We start from the raw sequence: 24,588 nt of genomic DNA on the forward strand, positions 1-24,588 counted from the left end.
CGAGCTTCTTGCAGGTATCCAATGTCGTTGGCTCACGTCGGCCGGACCGACGTGATCGGATGCGACACGAGGAGAAGCAACGATGCTCAAGAAGTTGGCAGCACGGCTCGCGATCACCTGCGCCGTTGCCGTCGGTCTCATCGCAGGGACGGGGAGCGCGGCCTTCGCGGCCGACACCTGGCTGATCCTGTCCGACATCGACGGCCGTCAGGTCGGCGCGATGCAGCACGTGGACGACGGGGACTCGTTCCGGGTCTACGACTCGCTCAAGGACGGCTACAGCGTCGAGGGCTGCCTTCAGGCCTACGCGCCGAGGGTCGGTTGGACCACCGTCAAGTGCAAGAACAACGACTCCGGAGCGGGGACGTACGAGAGCTTCGGATTCGACGTGATCACCGGCGTCCCCTACCGGATGCGGCTGTGCCACGCGCTCGTCCCGTGCGCCTACCAGGGTTTCAACGAATAAGGCCACGGCCCGCGGCGGCCTGTGCCGCCGCGGGCCGGCGGTTCGGGGCTCATCCTGACAGGGCGCGGCCGCTGTCGGAGGCGGCCGTGACCGCTGCTGCGGCGCGGGCGGACTGGAAGGCCACGGCCGGGATGCTCGACGTGATGAAGGAGCCGCCGGCGGCGAGGTCGCCGATCACGTGGAGGCGCGGATCCGTGGAGGCCAGGCCGCCGTCGGGGTGCAGCGCGGCCGTGCCGTCCGCGGCCAGGGCGTCGACCAGTTGGGCCGCTCCGCGGGGGATCGACTGCGGGGCGGGGTTCACGGCGTTGACGAGGACGGCGGTCGTGCGCCGCCCCTGGTCCCCGGATATATGAAACCGCCCGTTTACCGCCTCGATCGCGCGGACTCCCGCGACGGCGTCGAGTTGACCGGAGTCGAAGAGCCGCATGAGGATCGATGCGTTCACCGGGACCATCGGGGAGGCGACGCCGGTCGCCGTGCGGAGGCGCCGCCGCAGCCGCGCCCGGTCGGCCGCGGGGAGCAGCCGCCAGGCGTAGGGGCCGACGGTGTGCGCCGTCAGCTGGAGGAACCGGCGGCCGATGCGGTGGTCGTCGACGGCGTCGAGTTGCGCGCGCAGCCGCCGGACCGGATCGTCGGTCTCGGCCGCCAGCAGCTCGGCGGTGAACGCCGCGAAGTCCTCTCCTGCCGAATCGATCTCGTCGCGCAGCAGGCCGACGAGGTCGTCGAGCGCGACCGTGCCGCGTTCGCGGTGCAGCGCGGCGACGCGGTCGGTCGTCACGAACCGCGGCTGCCGTTCTACCGGGCGCTGCCAGACGTGAGGCAGCATGCCGCTGCGCGACAGGAGCGAGATCCGGCCGGTGTGTCCGCGGGCGGCGAGCGAGACGACGACGTCGACCGCGGTCAGGCCGCTGCCGATGACGCCGACGTCGCTGCCGGAGGGAATCCGGTCGAGGGTGCGGCGCAGCGGGTACGGGTCGCCCGCGAAGCCGGGGGCGCCGTCGAGGCCGTACAGGTCCGGCGGGGTTCCGCCGCCCACGCAGAGGACCACGTGATCGGCCTCGTGCCGCTGTCCGTCCTCGGTGCCGAGGACCATGCGGGTCCCGGCCCCGGTCGCGCCGGTGACGCGGGAGCGGACGACGCGGACCTCCCAGCCGGCTTCGCGCAGCGCCGCCAGCGCCGTCTCGGCGGTGTGCTCCAGGTACTCGCCGTAGAGCGCGCGGGGCACGAGCGGCTCGCCCAGCAGCGGGTCGAGGTGCTCGGCGGCGCGCCCGCCGAGCCACGCCGCGTAGTGCCCGAGGTCGCCGTGCCGGATCGACATGATGGCGGGCGGGGCGTTGACCAGCACCGATTCGAGGTCCGGTCCGTAGGGGCGGCCCCGCCACAGGTGGGGAGACGGCTCGAACACCGTGATCCTCCCGGGCCCGGCGGCGCGGGCCGCCAACGCGTCGAGCATGCCGACCGCAGCGGCTCCCGCTCCGATGATCGCAATGTCCATGATGGCCTCTCTGATTTCGTTGCGCTCCTGAACGACTCGGAGTCGGTTCGAGTCTCGTCGTCCCGCTCTCCCGGCCCCATCCCCTGAACTCGGGCGATCGCGGGGCGGCCATCCCCTCATTCGGGGGGTGGGCGCGGAGGACCGGGCGGGGCAGACTTGCCGGGACGCCGACAGGAGGACCACGATGACCGCCGCACGCCTCCGCACCGACCTGATCGCGGCCGCGGACCGGGCCGGGGACGCTCGCGAGCTGTTCGCCCGGGCGTCGGTCGGGCTGCGGCGGTTCGTGCCGTTCGACGCGGCGGTCTGGGCGGCGACCGATCCGGAGACCGGCCTCATCACGGCCCCGATGGTGGTGGAGAACCTCGGCGCCTCCGAACGCTGCGCCGAGTACTGGGAGAGCGAGCTCCTGGAGGAGAACGTCGTCCCGTTCCGCGAGCTCGCCCGCGCCGCCGTCCCCGCGGCCGGCCTGCGCGCGGTGACCGGCGACCTGCCCGCGCGCAGCGCGCGCTACCGGCGGATGCTGAGCGCCCAGGGCGTGGACGACGAGCTGCGGGCCGTGCTCCGGGTCGGCGACCGGCCCTGGGCCGTGGTGAGCCTGTTCCGCATGGGCGCGGGCGAACCGTTCGGCCCGGAGGAGACCGCGGCGGTCGCGAGCCTCTCCGGCCCGCTCGCCGAGCGGCTGCGCCGCTTCGCCCGCCCGTCCGCGTCCGGAGTCGGGACCGACTCGCCCGCACCGGGGCTGGTGCTGTTCGACGCCTTCGGCGAGGCGACGTCGATCAACGAGGAGGCGCGGCACCACCTCGCGACGCTCCCCGAGGGCCCGTCGACGGCGTCGGCGCTGGGCCTGCGGCTGCCGATCTGGGTGGTCGCCACCGCGATGCAGGCGCGCGCGATCGCGGGCGGGCGCGACCGGGGCGGCGCGCGGATCCGCATCAGAACCGTTGCGGGGCAATGGCTGGTATGCCACGCCTCGTGCCTCAGCGGCCCCGAGGGGCGCCCCGGCCCGGTGGCGTTCGTGATCGAGCGGGCCGCGGCCGCCGACACGGGCGCGATGGCCGCCGAGGCCTACGGCCTGACCCCTCGCGAACTGGAGATCACCCGCCTCATCGCCCGCGGCCGCCCCACCGCCGAGATCGCCGCGGCGCTCTTCATCTCCCCGCACACCGTCCGCGACCACCTCAAGGCCGTCTTCGACAAGACCGAGGTCTCCAGCCGGGGCGAACTCGTCGCGCGCCTGTTCACCTGATCCGGTGCCGGCGGCGGAGTCCCGGGAGCCGTCGAAATTACATCGAAGTTCTTGACTATTTGGGGCGCGGCGTCGATCATGGACCTGTTACCGATAACCATTCATCGGCCGCGCACGAGCCGGTGCGCCCCATCAGCTTCCGCACTCGAGGAGAGCGCCCCATGAGAAGAGTCCTGCCGACCGTGCTCGCCGCCGTCCTGGGGCTGGTGCTGGCGCTCGCCGGCGCGGCGCCCGCCGCCGCCGTCCCCGATCCGGTCGGCGGGGCGGCGGTCGAACTGGTCGCCCGCCACTCGGGGCGGTGTGCCGACGTCATTAGCGGGTCCACTGCGGACGGTGCTCCGATCGGGCAGTACGACTGCAACAACGGCGCCAACCAGCTCTGGCGCCTGCGCGACCTCGGCAACGGCTACGTCCAGGTCGCCGCCGGGCACTCGGGCAAGTGCCTCGACGTCAACGGCGGCTCGACCGCCAACGGCGCCATGGTGTTCCAGTGGGCGTGCCACAGCGGGCTGAACCAGCAGTGGCAGATCCAGGACGCCGGGAGCGGGCATACGCGGCTCGTCGCCCGCCACTCGGGCAAGTGCCTGGAGGTGACCGACGGCGCGACGGCCAACGGGGCCCGGCTCCGGCAGTGGGACTGCGGCGCCTCGCAGCACCAGCAGTGGCGGCTCGACACGATCGCCAACCCGGCGCTGCCGGGCCTGTTCGCCGACCCGAACATCGTCCGCTTCGGCGACACGTACTACCTCTACCCGACCACCGACGGCTTCGCCGGCTGGTCCGGGACCCAGTTCCGGGCGTTCTCCTCCAAGGACCTCGTCCACTGGACCGACCACGGCGTGATCCTCGACGTGGCGGCCGACGTCTCCTGGGCCGACAACTCCGCCTGGGCGCCGGGGATCGCCGAGAAGAACGGGAAGTACTACTTCTACTTCTCGGCCGGCCTCGCCAGCGGCGACACCCGCAAGCACCTCGGCGTGGCCGTGGCCGACTCCCCGGTCGGGCCGTTCCGCGACGCCCTCGGGCGGCCCCTGGTCGCGGCCGGATCGTATTCGGGCCAGATGATCGACCCGGCGGTCTTCACCGACACGAACGGCCAGTCCTACCTGTACTGGGGCCAGGGCGCCTCGCACCAGGTCCAGCTCAACGCCGACATGACCTCGTTCAACGCCGCCCAGGTCCGCACGTACCAGCCGACCGGCTACAACGAGGGCAGCTTCGTCGTGAAGCGCGGCTCCACCTACTACTTCATGTGGTCGGAGAACGACACCCGCTCCGAGGACTACCGAGTGGCGTACGCGACCGGCTCCTCCCCCACCGGGCCGTGGAACGCCCGCGCCGGCGTCATCCTGCAGAAGGACCTCGCACTGGGCGTCAAGGGCACCGGCCACCACTCCGTCGTGCAGGTCCCCGGCACCGACACCTGGTACATCGCCTACCACCGCTTCGCCGTACCCGGCGGCGACGGCACCCACCGCGAGACCATGATCGACCGGCTCTACTTCAACGCCGACGGCTCCATCCGCCCGGTCGTCCCCACCATCGACGGCGTCCCTCCGATCTGAGCTGGAGGCGCCGCGGCCGGAGCGGCTCCCGCACTCGGCGGTTCAGGTGCGGGAGCGGACGCTGGCGACGACCATGTCGACCATGAGGGCGAAGCTGTCGTCGATGCTCTCGGGCAGACCGAAGCCGCCGTCGGCCTCGAGGATCGCGAAGCCGTGCACGGCCGCGCGCAGGCAGCGGGTCGCGTGCACGAGGTCGTCCTCGGCCAGGTCGAGGCCGCGCAGGACGGCGAACACGGATTCGAGCAAGGGCTGGGCCGCCTTCCCGGTGTGCGGTTCGGGCCGCTGGATCAGGGCCGCGTACCGGTGCGGGCGCGCGCGGGCGTAGTCGCGCCAGGCGTGCATGCAGGCCCCGATCGCGTCCTCGCCGGCGCGGCCGACCCCGGCGGTCTTGACCGCGTCGGCGAGTTCGCCGGCGACCCGGGCCGACACGAGCGTCCGCAGCTCGGCGAGGTTCGCCACGTGCTTGTACAGCGACGGGCTGGAGACCCCCGCCGCCGCGGCGACCTTCGCGAGCGTCAGGCCGGCGGAGCCGTCTTCGTCGACGAGCCCGACGGCCAGGTCCACGACGGCCTCGGTCGAGAGGTTCGCCCTAGCCACGGGCGGTCTCGCGGGCGAGCGCGGCGATGAGGGCGGCGACGCGCTCGGGGAACTGGACGTGCGGGTAGTGCCCCGCGCCCTCGACGACCTCGACGCGGCCGTAGCCCTCGGGCATCCGCGCGACGATGGCCGCGCCCTCGGCCGCCGGGTCGGGCCAGTCGGGGTCGAGGTCGCCCTCGACGATGACGGTGGGGACGCGCAGCTCGGCGAGTTTCGCGTCCGCGTCGGCGGTCGGCGACATGCCGATGCGGCTGACGATCGCCATGCGTCCGGGGCGGCGGAGGTCGGCGTCGACGGCGGCGCGGTACTCGTCCCAGTCGGCGGGCCGGGTGCCGGGGATCGCGTGGTCGAGGTACTTGTTCCACAGGCGGAGGCTGCGGAAGGCCGCGGTGCCCAGCAGGAGCGACATGCCCTTGCGGTAGCGGCCGTTCGCGGCCATGCCCTTCAGGTCGAACGCCTGGTCCCGCGTGAAGGGGCTGAGTTCGACGATCCCGGCGAACAGGTCGGGTTCGAGGACGGCCGCGATGGTCGCGGCCCCGCCGGAGACGGAGTGTCCGGCCACGACCGCCGGGCCGCCGAGGGCGCGGAGGAGGGCGATGAGGTCGTTCGCGACGTCGGTGCGGGTGTAGGTGGCCCACCCGTCGGAGGACTCGCCGTGGCCGCGCAGGTCGGCGCGGGCGACCCGGAAGCCGTCGGCGACGAGCCGCTCGGCGACCGCGCGGAAGGAGTGGCGGTTCTGGCCCATGCCCGGGAAGAGCACGACGAGGGGGCCCTCGCCGGTGACGTCGTAGGCGAGGCGTTCGCCGTCGATCTCGAGGAACTGGGTGGCACCGAAGTTAATATTCATAGCTAAAAAGCTAACACCATTAGCCAAGATTCGCAACCCCCGTCCTTGGATGTTCCGCGGGCGGCCGCTCGGGACCACCGCGGCAATGGAACCCGTTGCGGCGCTTGGCGTCCCGGAGGCTAGGGCTGCTCGGCCTCGCGTTCGCGGTATTCGCGCGCCGAGAGGCCGTGGAACCGGGTGAAGGCGGCGCTGAAGGTGGGCAGGTGCGTGTAGCCGACGCGGCGGGCGACGGCGCTGGGCCTGGCGCCGCCGGCGAGCAGGTCGCGGGCGATGCGCATGCGGGCGGCGTAGCGCCAGCGGGCGAAGGTCATGCCGGTCTGCTCGCGGAACGCCCGGTGGACGTCGGCGGGGACGCCGGCCTCGGCCGGGCCGCCGGGCGTGCCGATGCGGCGCAGGTATTCCATCGCGGCCGCACGCGCGCGCCCGTCGGTGGGCATGGGGACCGACATCGCCCGCTGGGCCGCCACCTGCTCGGCGAACAGGCCGAGGATGTGCCGGGGGTCGTAGTCGTCGGGCTGGAGCCCGGACCGGGCGCTGACGGAGCAGAACATGAGGTAGTCGCTCCAGGCGGGCGAGAACTGCACCTGAAGGGGCTCGGTCAGGTGCAGGTCGGCGGTGCCGGCCTCTCCCAGCGGCAGCGAGATGGAGTCCTCGCGGAGGCCGGTGATGTGCTCGGCCTCCGCGGGGATCCAGGTGGCGACCCCGCGCGGCCGTTCGAAACGGCTCCCGCCGAGGTCGACGTAGCCGCTGCCGCGGTACATCCAGGTGAGCACGTGCGAGTCGTTGGCGTGCGGGGGCGTGCGGGCGGCGGGCAGCGGATCGGGGGCGGTGGTGAACGCGTCCGCTCCCAGCACGGTGCGCACGAGGTCGCCGGTCTGCCGCGCCAGCGCGGCGCGCTGCGTCAGGTCGACGGCGGCGGGGCTGGCGGCGAGCCGCCGCTTGAAGTCGTGCGGCGTCGTGCCGAACCGCTCGCCGAACGCGCGAGTGAAGCCGTTGCGGCTGGCGAAGCCCACCCGTGCGGCGACCTGGCCGACGTCGTAGCCCGCGGCGAGGAACTCGACGGCCGCGATGAGCCGGTTGCGCAGCCGCCACTGCTCGAAGGTGAGTCCGGTGCCCGCGAGGAAGTCGCGGCGAAGCGTGCGGGGGCTGGCGAGCGCCCTGGTCGCCCACTGCTCGACGGTGAGGTCGAGGGCGGGGTTGCGGATCAGCTGCTCGGCCACGGACCTGGCACCGGTGGCCCTGGGCATCTCCGGCGGCGCGAGCGGTGAGGGCTCGCCGCCGGCGGGCCGCGCGGCCGAGGGGCGGCGGAGGAGGTCGGCGACCGCGCTCTGGAGGTACCCGCCGCCGCTCAGCGGCGTGACCTGGAGGTTGTAGTGCTGGATGAGCCGGTCCTGCCAGTCGGCGGGGACGTCGAACCGGGTCGGTTCCGCGAACGGCGCGTCGCCGGGGTGGAGCCACAGGGGGAAGGCGACGGTGCCCGGTTCGGTGAGGACCGCGCGGTGGTGCCAGCCGTCCGCGGGGATCAGGACGCCCTGCCCGGCTTCGAGGTGGAACGCGGCGTCGCCGTCGATGCGCACGTGCGCGGTGCCGGTGCGGACCCAGATGAGCAGCGGGCGGCGGGGGTGCCCGGTCGAGTCCGCCCGGGCTGCCGGGATCGGCGGCGGGTCGCTCGGGTCGGCGGGGAGCAGCGGTGACGGGGCCACGGTCCTAAACAATACGGCAGCCTGCGCACGCCATCTGAGATTAGGATTGCCTAACCTTAGCCGTGGCCCTCCTGCTGACAGCGGTACGCGGCCTCGTCAGCCTCGAAGCGACCGGAAAGGCCGTCCCCGTCATGCCGAAGACCTCACGCCGACTCACCGTGCACGCGTTGACACTGCGCGAGGTCGAGGTCGTCCGGGTGGCGGACCTGACGCCGGGGATGCGGCGGATCACGCTGGCCGGCGCGCAGCTCCGCGAGTTCACCTCGGCTGACGGCCACCCGCAGCCCGCCTTCGACTCGCTCGGATTCGACGACGACGTCCGGCTGGTGTTCCCCTACCCCGGCCGGACCGAGCCGGTGCTGCCCGTGCAGCGGGAGCAGGGCCTGGACCATCCGCGGGACCCGCGCCCCCTGTCGCGGGCCTACACCGTCCGGAGCTGGGACGCCGAGGCCGGCGAGCTGCACGTGGACGTCGTCAAACACGGCATCGGGGTCGGCGCGACCTGGGCCTACCGGGCGCAGCCAGGCGACCGGATCCACTGCTACGGCCCGTCGTCGTCGCGCTCGCTGCCGGAGGGCGCCGACTGGCTCGTCGTCGCCGGCGACGACACCGCACTCCCCGCGATCGCCCGCCTGCTCGACGAGCTGCCGGGCGACGTGCGGGCGCAGGTGTTCATCGAGGTCGCCGAGGACGCCCACCGGCTGGAGCTGCGCACGCCGCCCGGCGTGGAGGTGACCTGGCTGGTGCGCGGCGGCGAGGCGGACGCGACCACGCTCCTGGTGGACGCGGTCAGGCACGCCGACTGGTGGGAGGGGCGGGCGTTCGCGTGGGTCGCCGGGGAGCACACCGCCGTGCGGGACCTCCGCCGGCACCTGGTCGAGGACCGCGGGATGCCGAAGGGGGACATCGAGTTCGCCGGGTATTGGCGGCGCGGCGACGTCGTCGCCCTCGACACCGACGCGGCCGTGCCCGACCCGGCGAAGTCGGCCACCCCGTTCGAGCGGCTCCACGACCTGACCGAGCTCGTGCGGCCGATCGCGATCCGCACCGCCGTCGAACTCGGACTCCCCGACCTGATCTCCCGCGGCGTCGCCGACGTGGACGACCTGGCCGCCCGGACCGGCGCCGACGCCCGGGCGCTTGGCAAGCTGCTGCGCTACCTGCGCGCCCTCGACGTCGTGGCCGAGACCGGACCCGGCCGCTACCGGCTGGCGCCGGTGGGCGAGGTGCTGACCAACGACTTCATGGTCGACGCGCTGCACCCGGCAGGCGTGGTCGGCCGCGAGATGCTCGGCATCCTGGGGCTCACCGAGTCCGTCCGGACCGGGCGGGCGGCCTACCGGTCGGTGACGGGCCGGACGTTCGCCGAGGTGCGCGCCGAGCAGGACTACGAGGACCGCTACCTGGAGCGCCTGGCGCGGTTCCAACCCGCCCTGACCGAACCGATCGCGAAGTCCGACCTGCTCGCGGGCGTCGGGCACCTCGTGATCCACTCCGGCGGCGCGGCGGCGCAGGCCCGCGAGTTCACCGCCGCCCGCCCGGACCTGCGGGTGACGATCTGCGCCCTGCCCGCGCAGGCCGACTGGGTGCGCCGCGACCTGCCCGACACCATCCCCGAGCAGGCGCAGCGCGAGCGGGTCGCCGTGGTCGAGCAGTCGGTCTTCGAGCCGAGCCCGGCGGCGGACGCGGTGTTCATCAGCCGCGCGTTCAAAGCGCTCCCCGACGCCGACGCCGCGCACGCCCTGCGCCGGGCGGCCGAGCGCCTCGCCCCCGACGGCCGGGTGCTGCTCATCGAGGAGACCTACGACGTCGACGACCTCGACGAGCACGACGGCGAAGCGGACCTGCTCGCCCTCGCCGTCCACGGCTCCGGCATGCGCACCGGGGCCGAACTCGACGCCGTGATCGCCGCCGCCGGCCTGACCTGCGTCCAGACGCACACCGTGGGCTGGGGAACGGTCGTCCGCGAACTCGTCCCGACCCGCCCCCCGACCGCTCGACCGGCCGTCGAGTAGCCACGCCCCCCGAGAACCCGAACCGAACCCGAGAAGAGAGCACCACCCATGTCCAAGATCCCCCAGCGACGCCGGGCCGCGGCCCTGGCCACCGGCCTGCTCGCCGCCAGCCTCGCCCTGACCGCCTGCGGCGGCGGCGAATCCGACGACGCGTCGGCGGACGTCGCGACCCGCACCGTCCAGGCCGACAACGGCACCGTCGAGGTGCCCGCCGACCCGCAGCGGGTCGTCACCATCGGCAACACGACCCTGCCGTTCATCGACATGGGCGGCGAGCCGGTGGCGGTCACCGAGGTGAGCGGCTCCGAACTGGAGCTCATCCCCGAGGGGCAGCAGGCGACCTACGCGGAGGCCACGGTCCTCGCGTCCAGCGCCGACCAGGTCGACATGGAGGCGCTCGTCGCCCTCGAACCCGACCTCATCCTGGCCCAGTTCCCCGCCAGCGAGTTCGAGCCGCTCCAAGAGCGGCTGGAGTCGATCGCCCCGACCGTCTTCTGGGGCCTCGACGTCGAGTGGAAGGCCCTCGCCGACGGCCTCGCCGAGGCCGGGAACGTGTCCGACGCGCTCAGCGAGCAGAAGGCGGCCTTCGAGGAGCAGATCGCCGGCATCCAGACGACCTACAGCGCGATCATCGCAGACACCTCGTTCGTCAACGTCGACCGCTGGTCCAGCTCCGACCCCGGCACCTTCTCCATCTCGGACTTCGGCTGCGTGGAGATCGCCCAGGGCGACCTCGGCATGACCTTCCCCCAGGCCGCCGAAGGCGAAGACCCCCTCGGCTGGACGTCCCTGCCGTTCGAGCAGATCGCGGGGCTGTCCGAGTACGACGTGATCACCTACCCGGTCGACGCCGAGGGCAACCCGACCGAGTCGTTCGCGCCCGTGGTCGAGACCAACACCTGGCAGGCGCTCCCGGCCGTGGGCTCCGGCCGCGCGCTCGGGCTCTTCTGCCCCGGCAACAACTCCTACGGCTCCGTCCTCCAGTACCTCGACTCGCTCGAGACCGCTCTGGCGACCCTGCCGACCGAGTAGTAGTGGCAGCTCTCACCCTGCGCCACACCGGTCCGGGCACCGTGGCGGTGCCCGGACCGCGCCGCCGCGCGCTCGGCCTGACCGCCGCGCTCGCGGCGCTGCTGATCCTGCTCGTGCTCAGCGTCATGATCGGGTCGACCTCGATCGCGCCGACGGTCGTGTGGGACGCCGTGGTCCACCCGTCGGCCGACATCGACCAGTTCGCGATCCGCGACTACCGGCTGCCGAGGACGGCGGTCGGGCTCGTCGTCGGCACGGCGCTCGGGGTCGCGGGGGCCCTGATCCAGGCCGTGACGCGCAACCCCCTGGCCGATCCCGGCCTCTTCGGCGTGCACGCGGGCGCCTCGTTCGCGGTCACGGTCGCCGTGGGCCTGTTCGGGATCACCGGCGTGCAGGGCTACATGTGGTTCGCGTTCGCGGGGGCGCTGGCGGTCACGCTGCTCGTGCTCGCCCTGGGCTCGACCCGGCACGGCCGGTCGCCGGTGGTCATGGTGCTGGCCGGGGTGTGCGTCGGAGCGGTGCTCGGCGGCGCCAGGGACGCGCTGCAGCTCACGGACTCGGACGCGTTCGACGCGATGCGGTCCTGGGTCGCCGGCTCGATCGTCGGCCGCCCCCTCGACGTCGTGTGGCCGGTCCTGCCGCTCTTCGCGATCGGGCTCGCCCTCGCGTTCGCGGTGGCCGGTCCCCTCAACGCCATGGCCCTCGGCGACGACCTGGCGAAGGCCCAGGGCGTGCGCCTGATGCGCACCCGCGTGCTCGCCGTCGCCGCGCTCACGCTGCTGGCCGGCGGCGCGACCGCGATCGCCGGTCCCATCGGGTTCGTCGGGCTCATGATCCCGCACGTGGCCCGCTGGATCGCCGGCCCGCACCAGCGGTGGATCCTCGCCTACAGCGCCGTCCTCGCCCCGAGCCTGCTGCTCGCCGCCGACATCCTGGGCCGCATCGTGATGCGGCCCAGCGAGATCCCCGTCGGCGTCATCACGGCGTTCGTCGGCGCGCCCGTCCTCCTCGTCCTCGTGCGGCGGAAGCGGGCGAGCGGACTGTGAGCACTGACGTGTCGGGCACCCGCTCGACCGGAGCGGCGCCCGCGGAACGCGTGGACTTCGGACGGCGCGTGCTGGTGCTGCGCCGCCGCGGCGTCGCGATGCGGCTCGAGTGGCGAACGGTCGTCGTCTGCGCCGCGCTCGCGATCGCGGTCGCCTGCATCGCGGTGCTCGCGCTGATGACCGGCTCCCTCCGGTTGAGCCCCGGCGACGTGCTCGCCGCGCTCGCGGGCGGCCGGACCGGGCTCGTCCGCGACATCGTGGTCGAGTGGCGGCTGCCCCGCGTGGCGGCCGCGCTCGTGTTCGGCGCCGCGCTCGGCGTCAGCGGTGCACTGCTCCAGTCGCTGCTGCGCAACCCGCTCGCCGACCCCGGCATCATCGGGTTCACGCAGGGCTCCTACACCGGCGCGCTGATCGTGATCCTGATCGTCAACGGCACCTACTGGCAGCTGGTCGGCGGCGCCCTGATCGGCGGGCTGGCCAGCGCCGTCGTGGTGTACCTGCTCGCCCACCGGCGCGGGGTGCAGGGGTTCCGGCTGATCATCGTCGGCATCGGCGTCTCCGCCATGCTCGACTCGCTGAACACCTGGCTGATCCTCAAGGCCGAGCTGGACCGGGCGATCGCCGCGGCCGCGTGGGGCGCGGGGTCGCTCAACGGCGTCACCTGGGCCCAGGTCGCGTTCGGCGGCGCCGGGATCGCCGTGCTCCTGGTGCTCGCGGGCGTGCTGAGCCGGCCGATGCAGCAGATGGAGCTGGGCGACGACGCCGCCGCGTCCCAAGGGGTCCGGGTCGCCTCGGCCCGCCTGGGGCTGATCGTGGTGGCGGTGGCGCTGACGGCGACGGTCACGGCGGCGTCGGGGCCGATCGTGTTCATCTCCCTGGTCGCGCCTCAGATCGCCCGGCGTCTGGCCCGCACCGCGCGGGCCGGCCTCGCCCCCGCCGCGCTCGTCGGCGCGCTGCTGTGCCTGGCGGCGGACTTCATCGCCCAGCACCTCGCCCCGACCCCGCTGCCGGTCGGGATCATCACCGTCATGCTCGGCGGCGGCTACCTCGGCTGGCTGCTGCTCATCGAAGCCAGGAGACGACTATGAACACCGAGAGCACCGCCACCGGGCTTGCGGTCGGCGAGCCGCGCCTGCGCGTGGAGTCGGCGACGATCGGCTACGACAAGCGCGTCATCAGCGAGGGCCTGTCGGCGGCGATCCCCGACAAGTCGTTCACGGTCATCATCGGCCCCAACGCGTGCGGCAAGTCCACGCTGCTGCGCGGGCTGTCCCGCCTGCTGAAGCCGTCGGCCGGCCGGGTCGTCCTCGACGGCGCCGACATCAACTCCTTCAAGACGAAGGAGGTCGCGAAGCGCGTCGGACTGCTGCCGCAGGCCTCGATCACCCCCGACGGCATCACCGTCGCCGACCTGGTGGCCCGCGGCCGCTACCCGCACCAGGGGTTCATTCGGCAGTGGACCGAGGCCGACGAGGCGGCCGTGGTGCGCGCGATGCGCCAGACCTCGGTGACCGACCTGTCCGGGCGCCCGGTGGACGAGCTGTCGGGCGGGCAGCGGCAGCGGGTGTGGGTGGCGATGGCGCTCGCGCAGCACACCGGGATCATGCTGCTCGACGAGCCGACCACGTTCCTGGACATCACGCACCAGATCGAGCTGATGGAGCTGTTCACCGACCTGCACCACGTCGGCCACACGCTCGTCGCCGTCCTGCACGACCTGAACCACGCCGCCCGCTACGCCACCCACCTGATCGCCATGAAGGACGGCCGGATCGTCGCCGAGGGCACCCCCGAGCAGGTCGTCACGGCCGACCTGGTCGAGGAGGTCTTCGGCCTGCGCTGCCTGGTCGTGCCCGACCCGGTCGCCGGCACCCCGCAGGTGGTGCCGCTGGGCCGGGACCGGACCCGGCATCCCGTGGCCACGATGGAGGAGCGATGACCAACCCGGCCGTCGAGAAGCTGTCGACCGGCGAGTGGAGCCCCGAGCGGTTCAGGCGGCACCTCGCGGAAGCGAGCACTCCGCTCGTCGGGCCGGTCCGCGACGGCGAGGTGGACGTGACCTTCGTCGACGAACCAGGCGACGCCGCGGCGGTCGCCCTCGCGGTCGTCATCGGCCCCCGCATCGGCCGCAACACGGTCGACGAGGAGTTCACGGCGGTGCCCGGGACGCCGTTCCGCGTCCTCACGCTGCGGATGCGCGCCGATCTGCGCCTCTCCTACGTGTTCACGCGGCGCGACGCGGCCGGGCGGGAGGAGCAGGTTCCGGACCCGTTCAATCCGCCGCCGAGGTTCGCGGAGTACCCGGAGGAGCGGTTCTCCGGGTCGTCGGTGGCGGTGCTGCCCGACGCGGCGCCGCTGCCCTGGCTCGCGCAGGCCGAGGCGGGGCCGGCGCCGCACTCGGAGTCGGCCGTGCTGGCGAGCGCGGTCCTGGGGAACGAGCGCCGCGTCTGGGTCTCGATGCCTCCCGGGGAACTCGCCGCCGGGGACGCGCTGCCGTTCGTGGTCCATCTGGACGGGACGCCCGACCACAGCGCACCGAGCGTTCGCGACGCCCTCGTCCGCGCCGGGCTCGTCCGGCCCTGCGCGGTCGTGCTCGTCGACGCGCTCGGCTCGCAGCGCTACCGGGAGCTGCTCTGCGATCGGGGATTCTCCCGGATGCTGGTGGAGGAACTGCTGCCGTGGCTTCGCGAGCGGTACTCGCTCTCGCACGACCCCGCCGACGCGGCGCTCGCCGGCGAGAGCTTCGGCGGCCTGTGCGCCGCATGGACGGCGCTGCACCACCCGGCGTCGTTCGGGAACGTCGTCATGCAGTCCCCGTCGTGCGGGTACCACCCTGACATCAAGTGGGGCAACGGCATAGATCTGCTTGGCCGCGCCCCGGTGCCGATGCTGATCGCCGACTTCCAGGCCGCCGCACGGGCGCCGATCCGGCTCTTCCACGACGTCGGCGAGCTGGAGGGCTCGATCACCCACAGCCGCTGGCTGGACGAGGTGCTCACCGGGAAGGGCTACGACACGCGCTACCTGGAGTTCGCGGGCGGGCACGACTACGCGTGGTGGCGGGGGCTCTTCGCCGACGCCCTGCGCTGGTGCTTCCCGCCCGCGGCCGAACCGCGCGGCACGAGTCCGGCCCGGAGTCCTCGGTGACCGCTCGCCCCGACGCCGACCCGGCAGGGTTGGGACGGGGGAGGCTGACCCGCCGGCTGCCGGTGCTCGTGCACGCCCCGCCGGAGCCCCGCGAGACGCGGCCCTTCGAGGCGGGCGCGGCGACCTCGCCGGGCCGGTTCCTGTGGCGCGTCGTCCTGTCGGCCAAGCGGATCGCCGTCCCCGCGATGCTGCTGGCGATCGTGTGGCAGGTCGGCGAGGCGGCGGTCCCGGTGGTGATGGGGCTCGCGATCGACCGGGCGCTGGCGACCGGGGACGCGGGCGGCCTGCTGTCCTGGCTCGGCGTGCTGGCGGCCCTGTACCTGGTGCTGACGGGGGCGGCGAAGGTCACGAACCGGTTGACCGCGTACATGGTGCAGGTGCTCCAGCACCGGCTCCGCGGCACCCTCTCAGCTGCTGTGCTCCACCCGGCCGGCGGGGCGGCCCGCGCCCCGGACGGCGCGGTCGTGTCGGTGATGACCGGCGACGTCGCCCGGGTCGCCAACGGCGGCATCCTGCTGATCATGCCGGCGGCGAGGATCGCCGCCATCGGGTTCATCGCGGCGTCGCTGCTGGCGACGCACTGGGCGCTCGGGCTGATGCTGCTGGTGGGGGCGCCGGTCGCGGTGTGGGCGATGGGCCTGCTCAGCGAGCGGTACTCGCGGGACACCCGGGAGTACCAGGGGCTGCTGGCGTCCACGGTCGGACGGGCCGCGGACCTGGTGGCCGGCTACCGGGTCGTCAAGGGCGTGCGGGCCGAGGCGGAGGCCGCCAGGCGCTACCGGCAGGCGAGCCGGGAGGCGCTCGCGGGGGCCGAGCGCAACGCGGGCCTGCTGGGGCGGTTCCTCGTCGGCTCGGGGGCGGTCAGCGGCATGTTCGTCGCCTCGGTGGTGGGGCTGGCGGGCTGGTTCGCCGCGGAGGGGCGGATCAGCACGGGCGCGCTCATCGCCGCCGTCGGCCTCGCCCAGGCGCTGCTGCCGCAGATCCAGTCGATCGCGAACGTCTCGATCCCCAACCTCGCCGGGGCCCGCGCCTCGTCCGCGCGCATCCTCGATGTGCTGAGGGACGCACGCACCGCACCGCGGAACGGGGACGCGAACGGCGCTCCGCCGACTACGGACACGCTGGAGATCGATGTGGACGGCACGTGCATCAGGGTGAAGCCCGGTGAACTGGTGGGGGTGCGCGCGGACGACCGCCTCGCCGCCCGGATCGCAGGCGCGCTGCTGGACCCGCACGCCGACGTCGACATCGAAGTGCGCCTGGGCGATCGCCCGGCGCGGGGCCTCTCCCCCGCGCAGTACCGGTCGCGGGTGACCGTCTCCCCCCATCGGGCGACGCTGTTCACCGGCACGATCCGCGACAACCTCACCGCCGGCGGCAGGCCCGAGCTGCTGGACCGCGCGTTCGAGGCGGCGGCGTGCGGCGACTTCGCCGCCGATCTCGACAGCCCGGTCGGCGAGGACGGCAACCGCCTCTCCGGCGGCCAGCGGCAGCGGGTCGCGCTCGCCCGCGCCCTGGCGACCGACGCACCGGTGCTGGTGCTCCACGACCCGACCACCGCGGTCGACTCGGTCACCGAGCAGGCCGTCGCCGAACGGCTGGCCGGCGCTCGCGCAGGCCGCTCGACCCTGCTGATCGCCTCGTCGCCGGCGCTGCTCGGTGCCTGCGACCGCGTCGTCGACCACCTGGAGCCGGCACTCGGCGCCACCGTCCACGGCGGGGCGGCGACCGCATGACCGAGGACGCCGTGACGACCGCGGTCGGGCTGCCCGTCGCGACCGGCCGCCGGACCGCCCGGGAGCTGTGGCGCCGCAGCCGCGGGCACCGGCTCCGGCTCGCCGCCGTCGGCGTGCTCGGGGTCGTCAGCACCGCCGTCGACCTGATCGGGCCCCTCGCCATCGGACTCCTCATCGACCGGGTCCAGGCCGGCGGCGCCGGTCTCGGCACCGTCCTCGCGATCACCGCCGTCATGGCGGTCTCGGCGGTCCTCGGCGCGATCGGCACCGCGGTGACGACCGTGCTCGCCACCCGCGTCTACCACGCCGTCCTCGCCGGACTCCGCGAAGCGCTCGTGGGCCGCGCCCTGACCCTCCCGCAGCACCGGGTGGAGCGGACCGGGACCGGCGACCTGGTGTCGCGGTCCAGCGACGACGTCACCGCAGTGGCCGACGCCGCGCCCGCGGTGATCCCCGTGCTCACGGTCACCGTGTTCACGATCGTGGTGTCGCTCGGCGGACTCGCGGCCCTGGAGTGGCCCTTCGCCGCCGCGTTCGCCGTCGTCCTCCCCGTCTACGCGCTCGCGATGCGGTGGTACCTGCGCACCGGTCCGCGGGTGTACGGCGCCGAACGGGCGGCGATGAGCGCCCGCGCCCAGCAGATCCTCGAATCCCAGCGCGGCTACGCCACCGTCCTCGGCTACGGGCTCGGCGAGCGGCGGCACCGCGCCGTCATGGCCGCCTCCTGGGCCGTCGCGGTCCACGCGCTCCGCGCACGCACCGTCCAGAGCATGCTCAACGCCCGCTTGAACCTCGGCGAATGCCTCAGCCTGGCCGCCGTGCTCGTCGTCGGCTTCGTCCTCATCGACCGCGGCGCCTCCACGGTCGGCGCCGCCACCGCCGCCGTCCTCCTGGTGCTGCGCCTGCTCGGGCCGGTGAACCAGCTGCTGTTCGTGGTCGACACCCTCCAGTCCGCCCTCGCCTCCCTGAACCGCATGGTCGGCGTCGTGACCATCCCGGCGGCGCCTTCACCGCCCACGGCTTTGCATGCGGACGCCGCCGTCTCGCTCAGCGGCGTCGTCTTCGACTACGGCGACGGCCCTCGTGTGCTCGACGACCTCACCCTCCACCTCCCGGCCGGGCGGCGCGTCGCGGTCGTCGGCGCATCCGGAGCGGGCAAGACGACCCTCGCCGCGGTGATCGCCGGCATCCACCTCCCCCGCACCGGCACCGTCGCCCGCCCCGAGCGCACCGCGGTGATCTCCCAGGAGGTCCACGTGTTCGCCGGAACCGTCCGCGACAACCTCACCCTCGCCGCCCCCGCCGCGACCGACCACGACATCCACGCGGCCCTCGCCGCCACGGGCGCGACCGGACTCCTCGCTCTCCTCCCCGACGGCCTCGACACCCTGGTCGGCACCGGCGGCCACCCCCTCACCGACGCCCAGGCGCAGCAGCTCGCGCTCTCCCGCCTCCTCCTGGCCGACCCCGACCTGGCCATCCTCGACGAAGCCACCGCCGAAGCCGGCTCCACCCACGCCGACCAGCTCGACCACGCCTCCCACGCCGTCGTCACCGGCCGCACCGGCCTAGTCATCGCCCACCGCCTCGCCCAAGCCGCCGCCTGCGACCTGATCCTCGTCATGGACGCCGGCCGCATCGTCGAGACCGGCACGCACACCGAACTCCTCGCGGCCGACGGCCGCTACGCCCGGCTCTGGACGGCATGGCAGGCAGGACAGCGACGCGGCGCCGACGAATGACCTCGGAGCCGCCGGCGCTCGTCCGTCTCCCATGACGGGTGCGAATTCCAGCGGATTGCAACGATCACTTCTCACACGCGGCGAGCGTCGGTTCACTGGGAGATGCCGGGCATCGCCCCGGCATCCGACCATCCGCAGAAAGGCCCTGCATGCTCATCCATCGATCAATCCGCCCTCGAAGGGGCGCAACACTCGCAGCGGTGTTCGCCGCTGTGCTCATGACCCTCACCGCCGCGTTCGGCGTCCAGCCCGCCGCCGCCTCCGATCCCGAGGTCGACACCGTCCAGGCACTGATCGACACCGTGCTGGCGAACTCGCCGGACGGCGTCCAGATCAGCGAGAACGAGATCGCCTGGGACGACGGCACCATGGTCCTCACCATCCCGATGGAAGGCGAGGACGTCGCGCTCGGCCCCGACGAGGTCGAATACGGCAACGGCTACCGCAACTGCCCCCGAGGATGGACGTGCCTCTACGAGCACGAGCACTTCGAAGGCGTCCGAGTCCGGTTCACCGAGTGCGGCTTCATCCACCAGCTCAGCAAGACCGAGCCGTACTTCCGGGACATGGCGACCTCCTACCACGACAACCAGACCGGCGGCGTCCGGACGACCGTCTACAACTGGATCGACCTGCTCGGATGGGTCCCGCTCTGGACCTCCGCGCCCGCCCCCACTTCGAGCACGGACGTCGGCGACGACAAGACCGACCGCGCCGACGGGGTCCGAGCCTGCTAGCGGCGCCACCGGCGACCACCGCTTGCCGGGGCGGTGCCGAGTCCGGCACCGCCCCGGCCGCACTGCGGCCTGACGCGGGTGAGTCCTGAAGGGACTCTCAGCGGATCGCGTTCAGCATGCGTCTCGGCGGTCAGCGGGGTCCGGCCGGTCGAGTCCGTGGAGTTTGGCCCGGACCTCCTCGGCGTTCCCGTGGCCGAGGTCGGTGTAGAGGTCCAGGGCCTCCTGCCAGACGGCCGCGGCGGCGTCGGGGCCGGTGGCGTCGAGGTGGACGTCGCCGATGCGGTCGAGGGTGCCGGCCAGTTCGAAGGGGCGGTCGAGCGCCCGGAACTCGTCGGCCGCGCGCCCGAAGTCGGCGAGCGCGCCCGCGTGGTCGCCGAGGCGGTGGCGGAGGTAGCCGAGGCTGTCGGCGACGTGCGCGGCCTTGCCGCGGTCGCCGAGCTCCTCGAAGATCGCGTGGGCCTCCAGGCACGGAGCCAGGGCCTCGTCGACGCGGTCCAGGTGGGCGAGGAGCCAGCCGACCTCGTTGAGGGCGCGGGCCTGGCCGCCGCGGAAGCCGCGTTCGCGGTCGACGGCGAGGGCCTCTTCGGAGTGGGCGAGCGCGGCCGCGTAGTTCCCAAGGCGCTCTTCGATGTAGGACAGGCTGTGGAGGACGGCGGCACGGCCCCGCGCGTCCCCGTCGGCGCGATGCAGCTCGAGTGCGGTCTGCAGGTGGGTCCGGGCCTCGGGGAGCCGTTCGGTCAGGATCGCGGGGTGGGCGAGGTAGCGGTGGGCGCGGGCCACGGCCTCGGAGTCCCCGGTGCGCAGTCCGGCCTGGAGGGCGAGCTCGCCGAGTTCGACGAGGCGGTTCCACTGGCCTCGCTGCCCGAGCGGGTTGCCGCAGATCCACACGAGCTGCCAGACGTAGGGGTCGAATCCGGTCTCGGTGGCCTGTGCGCTGGCGGCGACGACGCCTTCGATCTCGTCTTCGATCCACTGCCATGCGGTGTCGAAGTCGTCGAACCGCTCCGGGGCCGCGCCGGGGCCCGCGGGGTCGAGGGTGATCGGGTCGCGGCTCGGTTCGACGACCATGGTGGCGGCGAATCCGCTGTGGCGCCAGTGGTCGAGGCCGCGGCCGACGGCGGCGCGGCGCTCCTGCTCGCCGTCGGTGCGTGCCGCCAGGGCCGCGGCGTGGTCGCGGAGCAGGTCGTGGAAGGCGTAGCGGCCGCGCTGGTCGAGGGTGAGCAGGTTGGCCTGGACGAGTTCGCTGAGGGCGGCGCGGGTCCGGTCGCGCGGTTCGGCGGTGACGCTGGCGGCCCAGGCCTCGGCGAAGTCGGGGGCGCGGTGGAGGCCGAGGAGGCGGTAGGCGCGCTGGGCGGGGGCGCTGAGGTGGCGCAGCGAGTGGTCGAGGGTGGGGGTCACGGCGGTCGCGGGGTCGGCGGGGTCGATCGTCAACTCCCCCAGTCGGTCCGCGGCGAGTTCGGCGGTGTACGCGGCGAGCGGTTCGCGCTGCGGGTGGTGGTGGGTGAGGTAGTTGGCCGCGGCGATCTGGAGGGCGAGGGGGAGGCGTCCGCAGCGGTCGGCGAGGGCGCGGACCTCCTCGTCGGTGGCGGGTCCGGCGGCGAGGCGGCCGAGGAGTTCGCGCAGGAGCGCGGCGGCCTCGGCCTCGGTGAGCGCGTCCAGGTCGAGGCGGGTGAGGCCGGGGCTGGTGACGTCGAGTCCGGAGAGGCGGGCCCTGCTGGTGACGAGGGTGAGGCAGCCGGGGTCGGCGGGGAGGAGCGGCCGCACCTGCGCCTCGTCGCGGGCGTTGTCGAGGACGAGGAGGAGCCGCCGTCCCGCGAGCATGCGCTGGTAGAGCGCGGCCTGCGCTTCGGGGTCCGCCGGCGGGCGGTGGGGGTCGGCGCCGAGCTGGTAGAGCAGGCGGAGCCTGGCGGTCGCGGGGTCCACTGGGGAGGTGGCGCTGTAGCCCTGGAGGTCGAGGTGGAGGCAGCCGTCGGGGAAGGTGGGTCGGACCTGCGCCGAGCGCGCCCACTGCACGGCGAGCGCGGTCTTGCCGACGCCGCCGATGCCGGTGACGATCGCGAGCACGGCGGCGCCGCGGCCGTAGTCGGCGAGGAGGCGGTCGAGGCGGCGCAGGGCGGGGCGCCTGCCGGTGAAGGCGCGGTTCGCGGCCGGGAGGGACCGCGCGTCCCATTCGGGGGCGGCGTCGAGGTGCAGGGAGGTGCCGGTGAGGCGGCGGCGGATCTCGTCGAGCTGGACCCGCTGCTGGAGGCCGAGGCCGAGGACAGGGTTGGAGAGCAGCAGGTCGAGGCGGTCGGGCTCGTCCGCGGCGGGCGGCGGCGGCAGGTGCTCGCCGTTGAGCCAGTTGTAGACGGTGCTCATGGAGACGTCTGGAGTGGACTCGGCGAGTTCGCGGACGGAGACGCCGGCGTCGGCGATGCGGGCGCGCAGCCACGCGCCGAGCTTCACGGGCGTGTCGAGGTGGTCGAACTCGCCGGGCCCGGTGGGGGCGCGCAGGCCCGCGGCCGCGAGCCAGCCGCGGACCTGGCCGGGGCTGACGCGGAGGTCGCGGGCGACGTCGGCGACGGTGAGGCGGTGGCGTTCGAGGTGGGCGGCGAGCCAGGTCGCGAGGCGCGCCGCGGTGTCGGGACTGCCGGGGTGCACGGTCGGTCCTCCTGGGGTGTCAGGTCAGTTCGCGTTTGAGGATCTTGCCGGTGGCGGTCATGGGGAGGGCGTCGACGAACTCGACGATCCGGGGATACTTGTAGACGGCCATGTGCTCGCGGGACCAGTCGACGAGCTCGTCGGCGGTGGTCGCGGCGCCGGCCCTGCGGATGACGAAGGCCTTGACCTCCTCGCCGATGCCCTCGGCGGGGACGCCGATGACGGCGGCGAGGCTGACGTCGGGGTGGGTGAGCAGGACCTCCTCGAGTTCGCGCGGGTAGACGTTGTAGCCGCCGCGGATGATCATGTCCTTCTTGCGGTCCACGATGTACAGGTAGCCGTCGGTGTCGGCGACGCCGATGTCGCCGGTGCGGAACCACCCGCGGTCGTCGACGGCCTCGGCGGTGGCGTCGGGGCGGCCGAGGTAGCCCTTCATGATGTTGCTGCCGCGGACGCAGACCTCGCCGGGCTCGTCCGGGTCGGCCGCGGCGCCGTCCTCGCGCCGGATCTCGACCTCGATGCCCCAGACGGGCTGGCCGATCGAGCCGGGCTTGCGGGGGCGGTCCATGTGGTTGAAGGTGGCGACCGGGCTGGTCTCGGAGAGGCCGTAGCCTTCCAGGATCGGCACGTCGAAGCGCGCTTCGAACCCGTGCAGGACCTCGACGGGCAGGGAGGACCCGCCCGAGACGGCGCCCCTGAGGGTCGCGGCGATGGCCGCGAGGTCGTGGTCGTCGGCGCCGGGATGGTTGAGCAGGGCCCAGTACATGGTCGGCACGCCCGCGAAGAACGTCACGCGCTCGTGCTCCATGAGGGACAAAGCCGCGTCGGGGTCGAAGCGGGGCAGCAGGACCAGGGTGGCGCCGGTGGCGAGGCCGGCGTTCATCTGGACGGTCTGGCCGAAGGAGTGGAACAGCGGGAGCGTCACGAGGTGGACGTCGCCGGGGCGCATGTCGAAGAGCCGGTTGCAGATCAGGGCGTTGAGCACCAGGTTGCTGTGGGTGAGCTCGGCGCCTTTGGGCTCGCCGGTGGTGCCGCTGGTGTAGAGCACGACGGCGGTGTCGGACTCGGAGGCCGGGTGCGAGCGCGCGCCGGGCTCGGGGTCGCGGCCGAAGCCGGCGAGCGTCGTCTCGCCTTCCGGCGCCGGAGCGGTCGGGTCGGCGGTGATGAGCACGAACAGCTCGCAGTCGGGTGCCTGCGCGAACGCCGCCCGGCCGCGCTCGCCCATCGGCAGCTCCGGAGTGCCTTCGAAGCAGAAGTACGCCTTGGCGTCCGCGTCCCGCAGGTGGTAGGCCGCCTCGCGCTCGTTGAGCAGCACGTTCAGGGGCACGACCACCGCGCCGGCCTTGAGGATGCCGTAGTAGACGACCGGGAAGAACGGGAGGTTCGGGCACGAGAGCGCGACCCGGTCGCCCGGCCCGATACCGTGCGCGGCGAGCCCGGCGGCCACGCGGTCGGCGGCGGCGTCGAGTTCGGCGTAGGTCGAGCGGAACCCGCCGAGGACGGTCGCGACCCGGTCGGGGTGCGTGCGGGCGGTGTCTTCGAGCAGGACGGCCAGGTTCAGCATGCGTGCCTCCGCGGGTCACTTCATCGGGACGTGGGAGGCGGACCGGGCCGGTGCGTGCCGGACGGTGGCCTGCAGTCCGCTTTAGTGAGCGTATTACCGAATCGCCCCGCCGTGGTGCCGGGTGCCGATCGGCGTCCGGCCGGGGCCGCCTCCCCGGGCCCGTTTCCGCACCGGCCTGCTTCGGTTCCAGCCCGTGGTCGACCCCGCGACCTGGCGGGCGCGGCCCGAGGACCGACCGGCGCCGACATGGACCCGGCCGGGCGCGACCGGCTACCGCATCAGGGCCACTGCAGGCGGGACCCGCCGCCGACGGCGCAGTCGCCCGCGTCGAAGCCGATGCCCGAGACCCAGCCGTCCGCGCCGACTTCGAGTCCACTCCAGACGGTGGCGATCGGGAGGAGCGGGAAGCGCGCCCGGATGCGGGCCTCGCCGCGTTCGGTGAGGAAGACGCACGCCAGCGCGGCGGAGCCGGGCGCCGCGCCGCGCCGTTCGAGTTCCTGGAGGACGGCCACGATCGTGTCACCGGTGTTCACGACGGTGTCCAGGAGCAGCGTCGTCGTCCCCGGGTGCGGCTTCGGGAGGTCGGCTCGTTCGATCACGACCTCGCCGGCGCGGCGCCGGGCCAGCACGAACCCCCAAGGGGCCCCGACGCAGGCGCGACGCGCGGCGGGGAGCATGAGCATGCCCCCGCGCATCACCACGACCGGCGCGGCAGGTCGGCCGGCGTCGGTGCAACGTGCGGACACGGCGTGCAGGAGGCGCGCGGCGAGCCGGTCGGTGTGCGACGCCGCGACCGCGAGATCGCAGGGGGCCGCGAAGTCCTGGTAGAGGCGGTCGGCCCAGGGCGGGCGGACCTCCAGCAGCGGACCCGGTCGCATGGTGGCGGGGTGTGCGGGTTCGGACATGTCGGGAACTCCTGGAGGGGGACGCGCGTGGACGGCGCCCCGAGCGGTTCGGGCCCAAGCTAATGCGGAGTCGGGCGTGCGGGGACCGCCGGTTGGAATCGG

19 protein-coding genes are annotated in these 24,588 nt (G+C 73.8%); 12 read left to right on the forward strand and 7 right to left on the reverse strand.

The features are described 5' to 3' along the window. The first annotated feature begins 82 nt into the window (after positions 1 to 82). Entirely contained in the window at positions 83 to 466 is a 384-nt protein-coding gene (locus ABD419_RS15110) for a hypothetical protein (RefSeq protein ID WP_344487776.1), read from the forward strand. Between the two features lie 49 nt (positions 467 to 515). On the opposite strand, the gene ABD419_RS15115 is transcribed toward ABD419_RS15110, so the two are convergent. Next, positions 516 to 1,961, reverse strand: coding sequence for an FAD/NAD(P)-binding protein (locus tag ABD419_RS15115; protein ID WP_344487778.1), 1,446 nt, complete (start codon positions 1,959 to 1,961; stop codon positions 516 to 518). Between the two features lie 184 nt (positions 1,962 to 2,145). On the opposite strand from ABD419_RS15115, the gene ABD419_RS15120 reads away from it, so the two are divergent. After that, a complete protein-coding gene (locus ABD419_RS15120) occupies positions 2,146 to 3,210 on the forward strand; it encodes a helix-turn-helix transcriptional regulator (protein ID WP_344487780.1) in 1,065 nt (354 codons plus the stop codon). 161 nt (positions 3,211 to 3,371) lie between these two features. Next, the gene (locus tag ABD419_RS24970; RefSeq protein ID WP_425556066.1) at positions 3,372 to 4,775 is read left to right on the forward strand and encodes a family 43 glycosylhydrolase; all 1,404 of its coding nucleotides are present in this window, start codon (positions 3,372 to 3,374) and stop codon (positions 4,773 to 4,775) included. Positions 4,776 to 4,817: 42 nt separating this feature from the next. On the opposite strand, the gene ABD419_RS15135 is transcribed toward ABD419_RS24970, so the two are convergent. From ABD419_RS15135 to ABD419_RS15145, 3 genes are all read right to left on the reverse strand, one after another. Next, positions 4,818 to 5,372, reverse strand: coding sequence for a TetR/AcrR family transcriptional regulator (locus ABD419_RS15135; protein ID WP_344487782.1), 555 nt, complete (start codon positions 5,370 to 5,372; stop codon positions 4,818 to 4,820). After that, the gene (locus ABD419_RS15140) at positions 5,365 to 6,219 is read right to left on the reverse strand and encodes an alpha/beta fold hydrolase (RefSeq protein ID WP_344487784.1); all 855 of its coding nucleotides are present in this window, start codon (positions 6,217 to 6,219) and stop codon (positions 5,365 to 5,367) included. The genes ABD419_RS15135 and ABD419_RS15140 overlap by 8 nt, the downstream gene beginning before the upstream one ends. Positions 6,220 to 6,338: 119 nt before the next feature. Further along, complete coding sequence (locus ABD419_RS15145; RefSeq protein ID WP_344487786.1) at positions 6,339 to 7,922, reverse strand: AraC family transcriptional regulator; 1,584 nt, start codon at positions 7,920 to 7,922, stop codon at positions 6,339 to 6,341. Between the two features lie 131 nt (positions 7,923 to 8,053). On the opposite strand from ABD419_RS15145, the gene ABD419_RS15150 reads away from it, so the two are divergent. The 9 genes from ABD419_RS15150 to ABD419_RS15190 all read left to right on the forward strand — a co-directional run bounded on the left by ABD419_RS15150 (position 8,054) and on the right by ABD419_RS15190 (position 19,377). Then, positions 8,054 to 9,937, forward strand: coding sequence for an SIP domain-containing protein (locus tag ABD419_RS15150; RefSeq protein WP_344487788.1), 1,884 nt, complete (start codon positions 8,054 to 8,056; stop codon positions 9,935 to 9,937). Positions 9,938 to 9,985: 48 nt separating this feature from the next. Then, complete coding sequence (locus ABD419_RS15155) at positions 9,986 to 10,969, forward strand: ABC transporter substrate-binding protein (protein WP_344487790.1); 984 nt, start codon at positions 9,986 to 9,988, stop codon at positions 10,967 to 10,969. Positions 10,970 to 10,971: 2 nt separating this feature from the next. Beyond that, positions 10,972 to 12,015 carry a FecCD family ABC transporter permease gene (locus tag ABD419_RS15160; protein ID WP_344487792.1) on the forward strand — a complete coding sequence of 348 codons (1,044 nt, stop codon included), beginning with the start codon at positions 10,972 to 10,974 and terminating at the stop codon, positions 12,013 to 12,015. Next, positions 12,012 to 13,103 carry a FecCD family ABC transporter permease gene (locus tag ABD419_RS15165; RefSeq protein ID WP_425556067.1) on the forward strand — a complete coding sequence of 364 codons (1,092 nt, stop codon included), beginning with the start codon at positions 12,012 to 12,014 and terminating at the stop codon, positions 13,101 to 13,103. The genes ABD419_RS15160 and ABD419_RS15165 overlap by 4 nt, the downstream gene beginning before the upstream one ends. Further along, positions 13,100 to 13,954 carry an ABC transporter ATP-binding protein gene (locus ABD419_RS15170; RefSeq protein ID WP_344487794.1) on the forward strand — a complete coding sequence of 285 codons (855 nt, stop codon included), beginning with the start codon at positions 13,100 to 13,102 and terminating at the stop codon, positions 13,952 to 13,954. The genes ABD419_RS15165 and ABD419_RS15170 overlap by 4 nt, the downstream gene beginning before the upstream one ends. Then, the gene (locus ABD419_RS15175; protein WP_344487796.1) at positions 13,951 to 15,162 is read left to right on the forward strand and encodes an alpha/beta hydrolase; all 1,212 of its coding nucleotides are present in this window, start codon (positions 13,951 to 13,953) and stop codon (positions 15,160 to 15,162) included. The genes ABD419_RS15170 and ABD419_RS15175 overlap by 4 nt, the downstream gene beginning before the upstream one ends. Next, entirely contained in the window at positions 15,159 to 16,898 is a 1,740-nt protein-coding gene (locus tag ABD419_RS15180) for an ABC transporter ATP-binding protein (protein WP_344487798.1), read from the forward strand. Before ABD419_RS15175 ends, ABD419_RS15180 begins: the two co-directional genes overlap by 4 nt. After that, the gene (locus tag ABD419_RS15185) at positions 16,895 to 18,640 is read left to right on the forward strand and encodes an ABC transporter ATP-binding protein (RefSeq protein ID WP_344487800.1); all 1,746 of its coding nucleotides are present in this window, start codon (positions 16,895 to 16,897) and stop codon (positions 18,638 to 18,640) included. The genes ABD419_RS15180 and ABD419_RS15185 overlap by 4 nt, the downstream gene beginning before the upstream one ends. 200 nt (positions 18,641 to 18,840) lie before the next feature. Beyond that, complete coding sequence (locus ABD419_RS15190) at positions 18,841 to 19,377, forward strand: hypothetical protein (protein ID WP_344487802.1); 537 nt, start codon at positions 18,841 to 18,843, stop codon at positions 19,375 to 19,377. A 111-nt stretch (positions 19,378 to 19,488) separates the two neighbouring features. Here ABD419_RS15190 and ABD419_RS15195 read toward each other — a convergent pair whose 3' ends face one another. The 3 genes from ABD419_RS15195 to ABD419_RS15205 all read right to left on the reverse strand — a co-directional run bounded on the left by ABD419_RS15195 (position 19,489) and on the right by ABD419_RS15205 (position 24,486). After that, a complete protein-coding gene (locus tag ABD419_RS15195) occupies positions 19,489 to 22,017 on the reverse strand; it encodes an ATP-binding protein (protein WP_344487804.1) in 2,529 nt (842 codons plus the stop codon). Positions 22,018 to 22,036: 19 nt separating this feature from the next. Continuing rightward, the gene (locus tag ABD419_RS15200) at positions 22,037 to 23,581 is read right to left on the reverse strand and encodes a long-chain-fatty-acid--CoA ligase (protein WP_344487806.1); all 1,545 of its coding nucleotides are present in this window, start codon (positions 23,579 to 23,581) and stop codon (positions 22,037 to 22,039) included. A 278-nt stretch (positions 23,582 to 23,859) separates the two neighbouring features. Further along, the gene (locus ABD419_RS15205) at positions 23,860 to 24,486 is read right to left on the reverse strand and encodes a uracil phosphoribosyltransferase (protein WP_344487808.1); all 627 of its coding nucleotides are present in this window, start codon (positions 24,484 to 24,486) and stop codon (positions 23,860 to 23,862) included. Positions 24,487 to 24,588 lie beyond the last annotated feature (102 nt).

The organism is Glycomyces endophyticus, from assembly GCF_039531525.1.
Lineage (GTDB): Bacteria > Actinomycetota > Actinomycetes > Mycobacteriales > Micromonosporaceae > Glycomyces > Glycomyces endophyticus.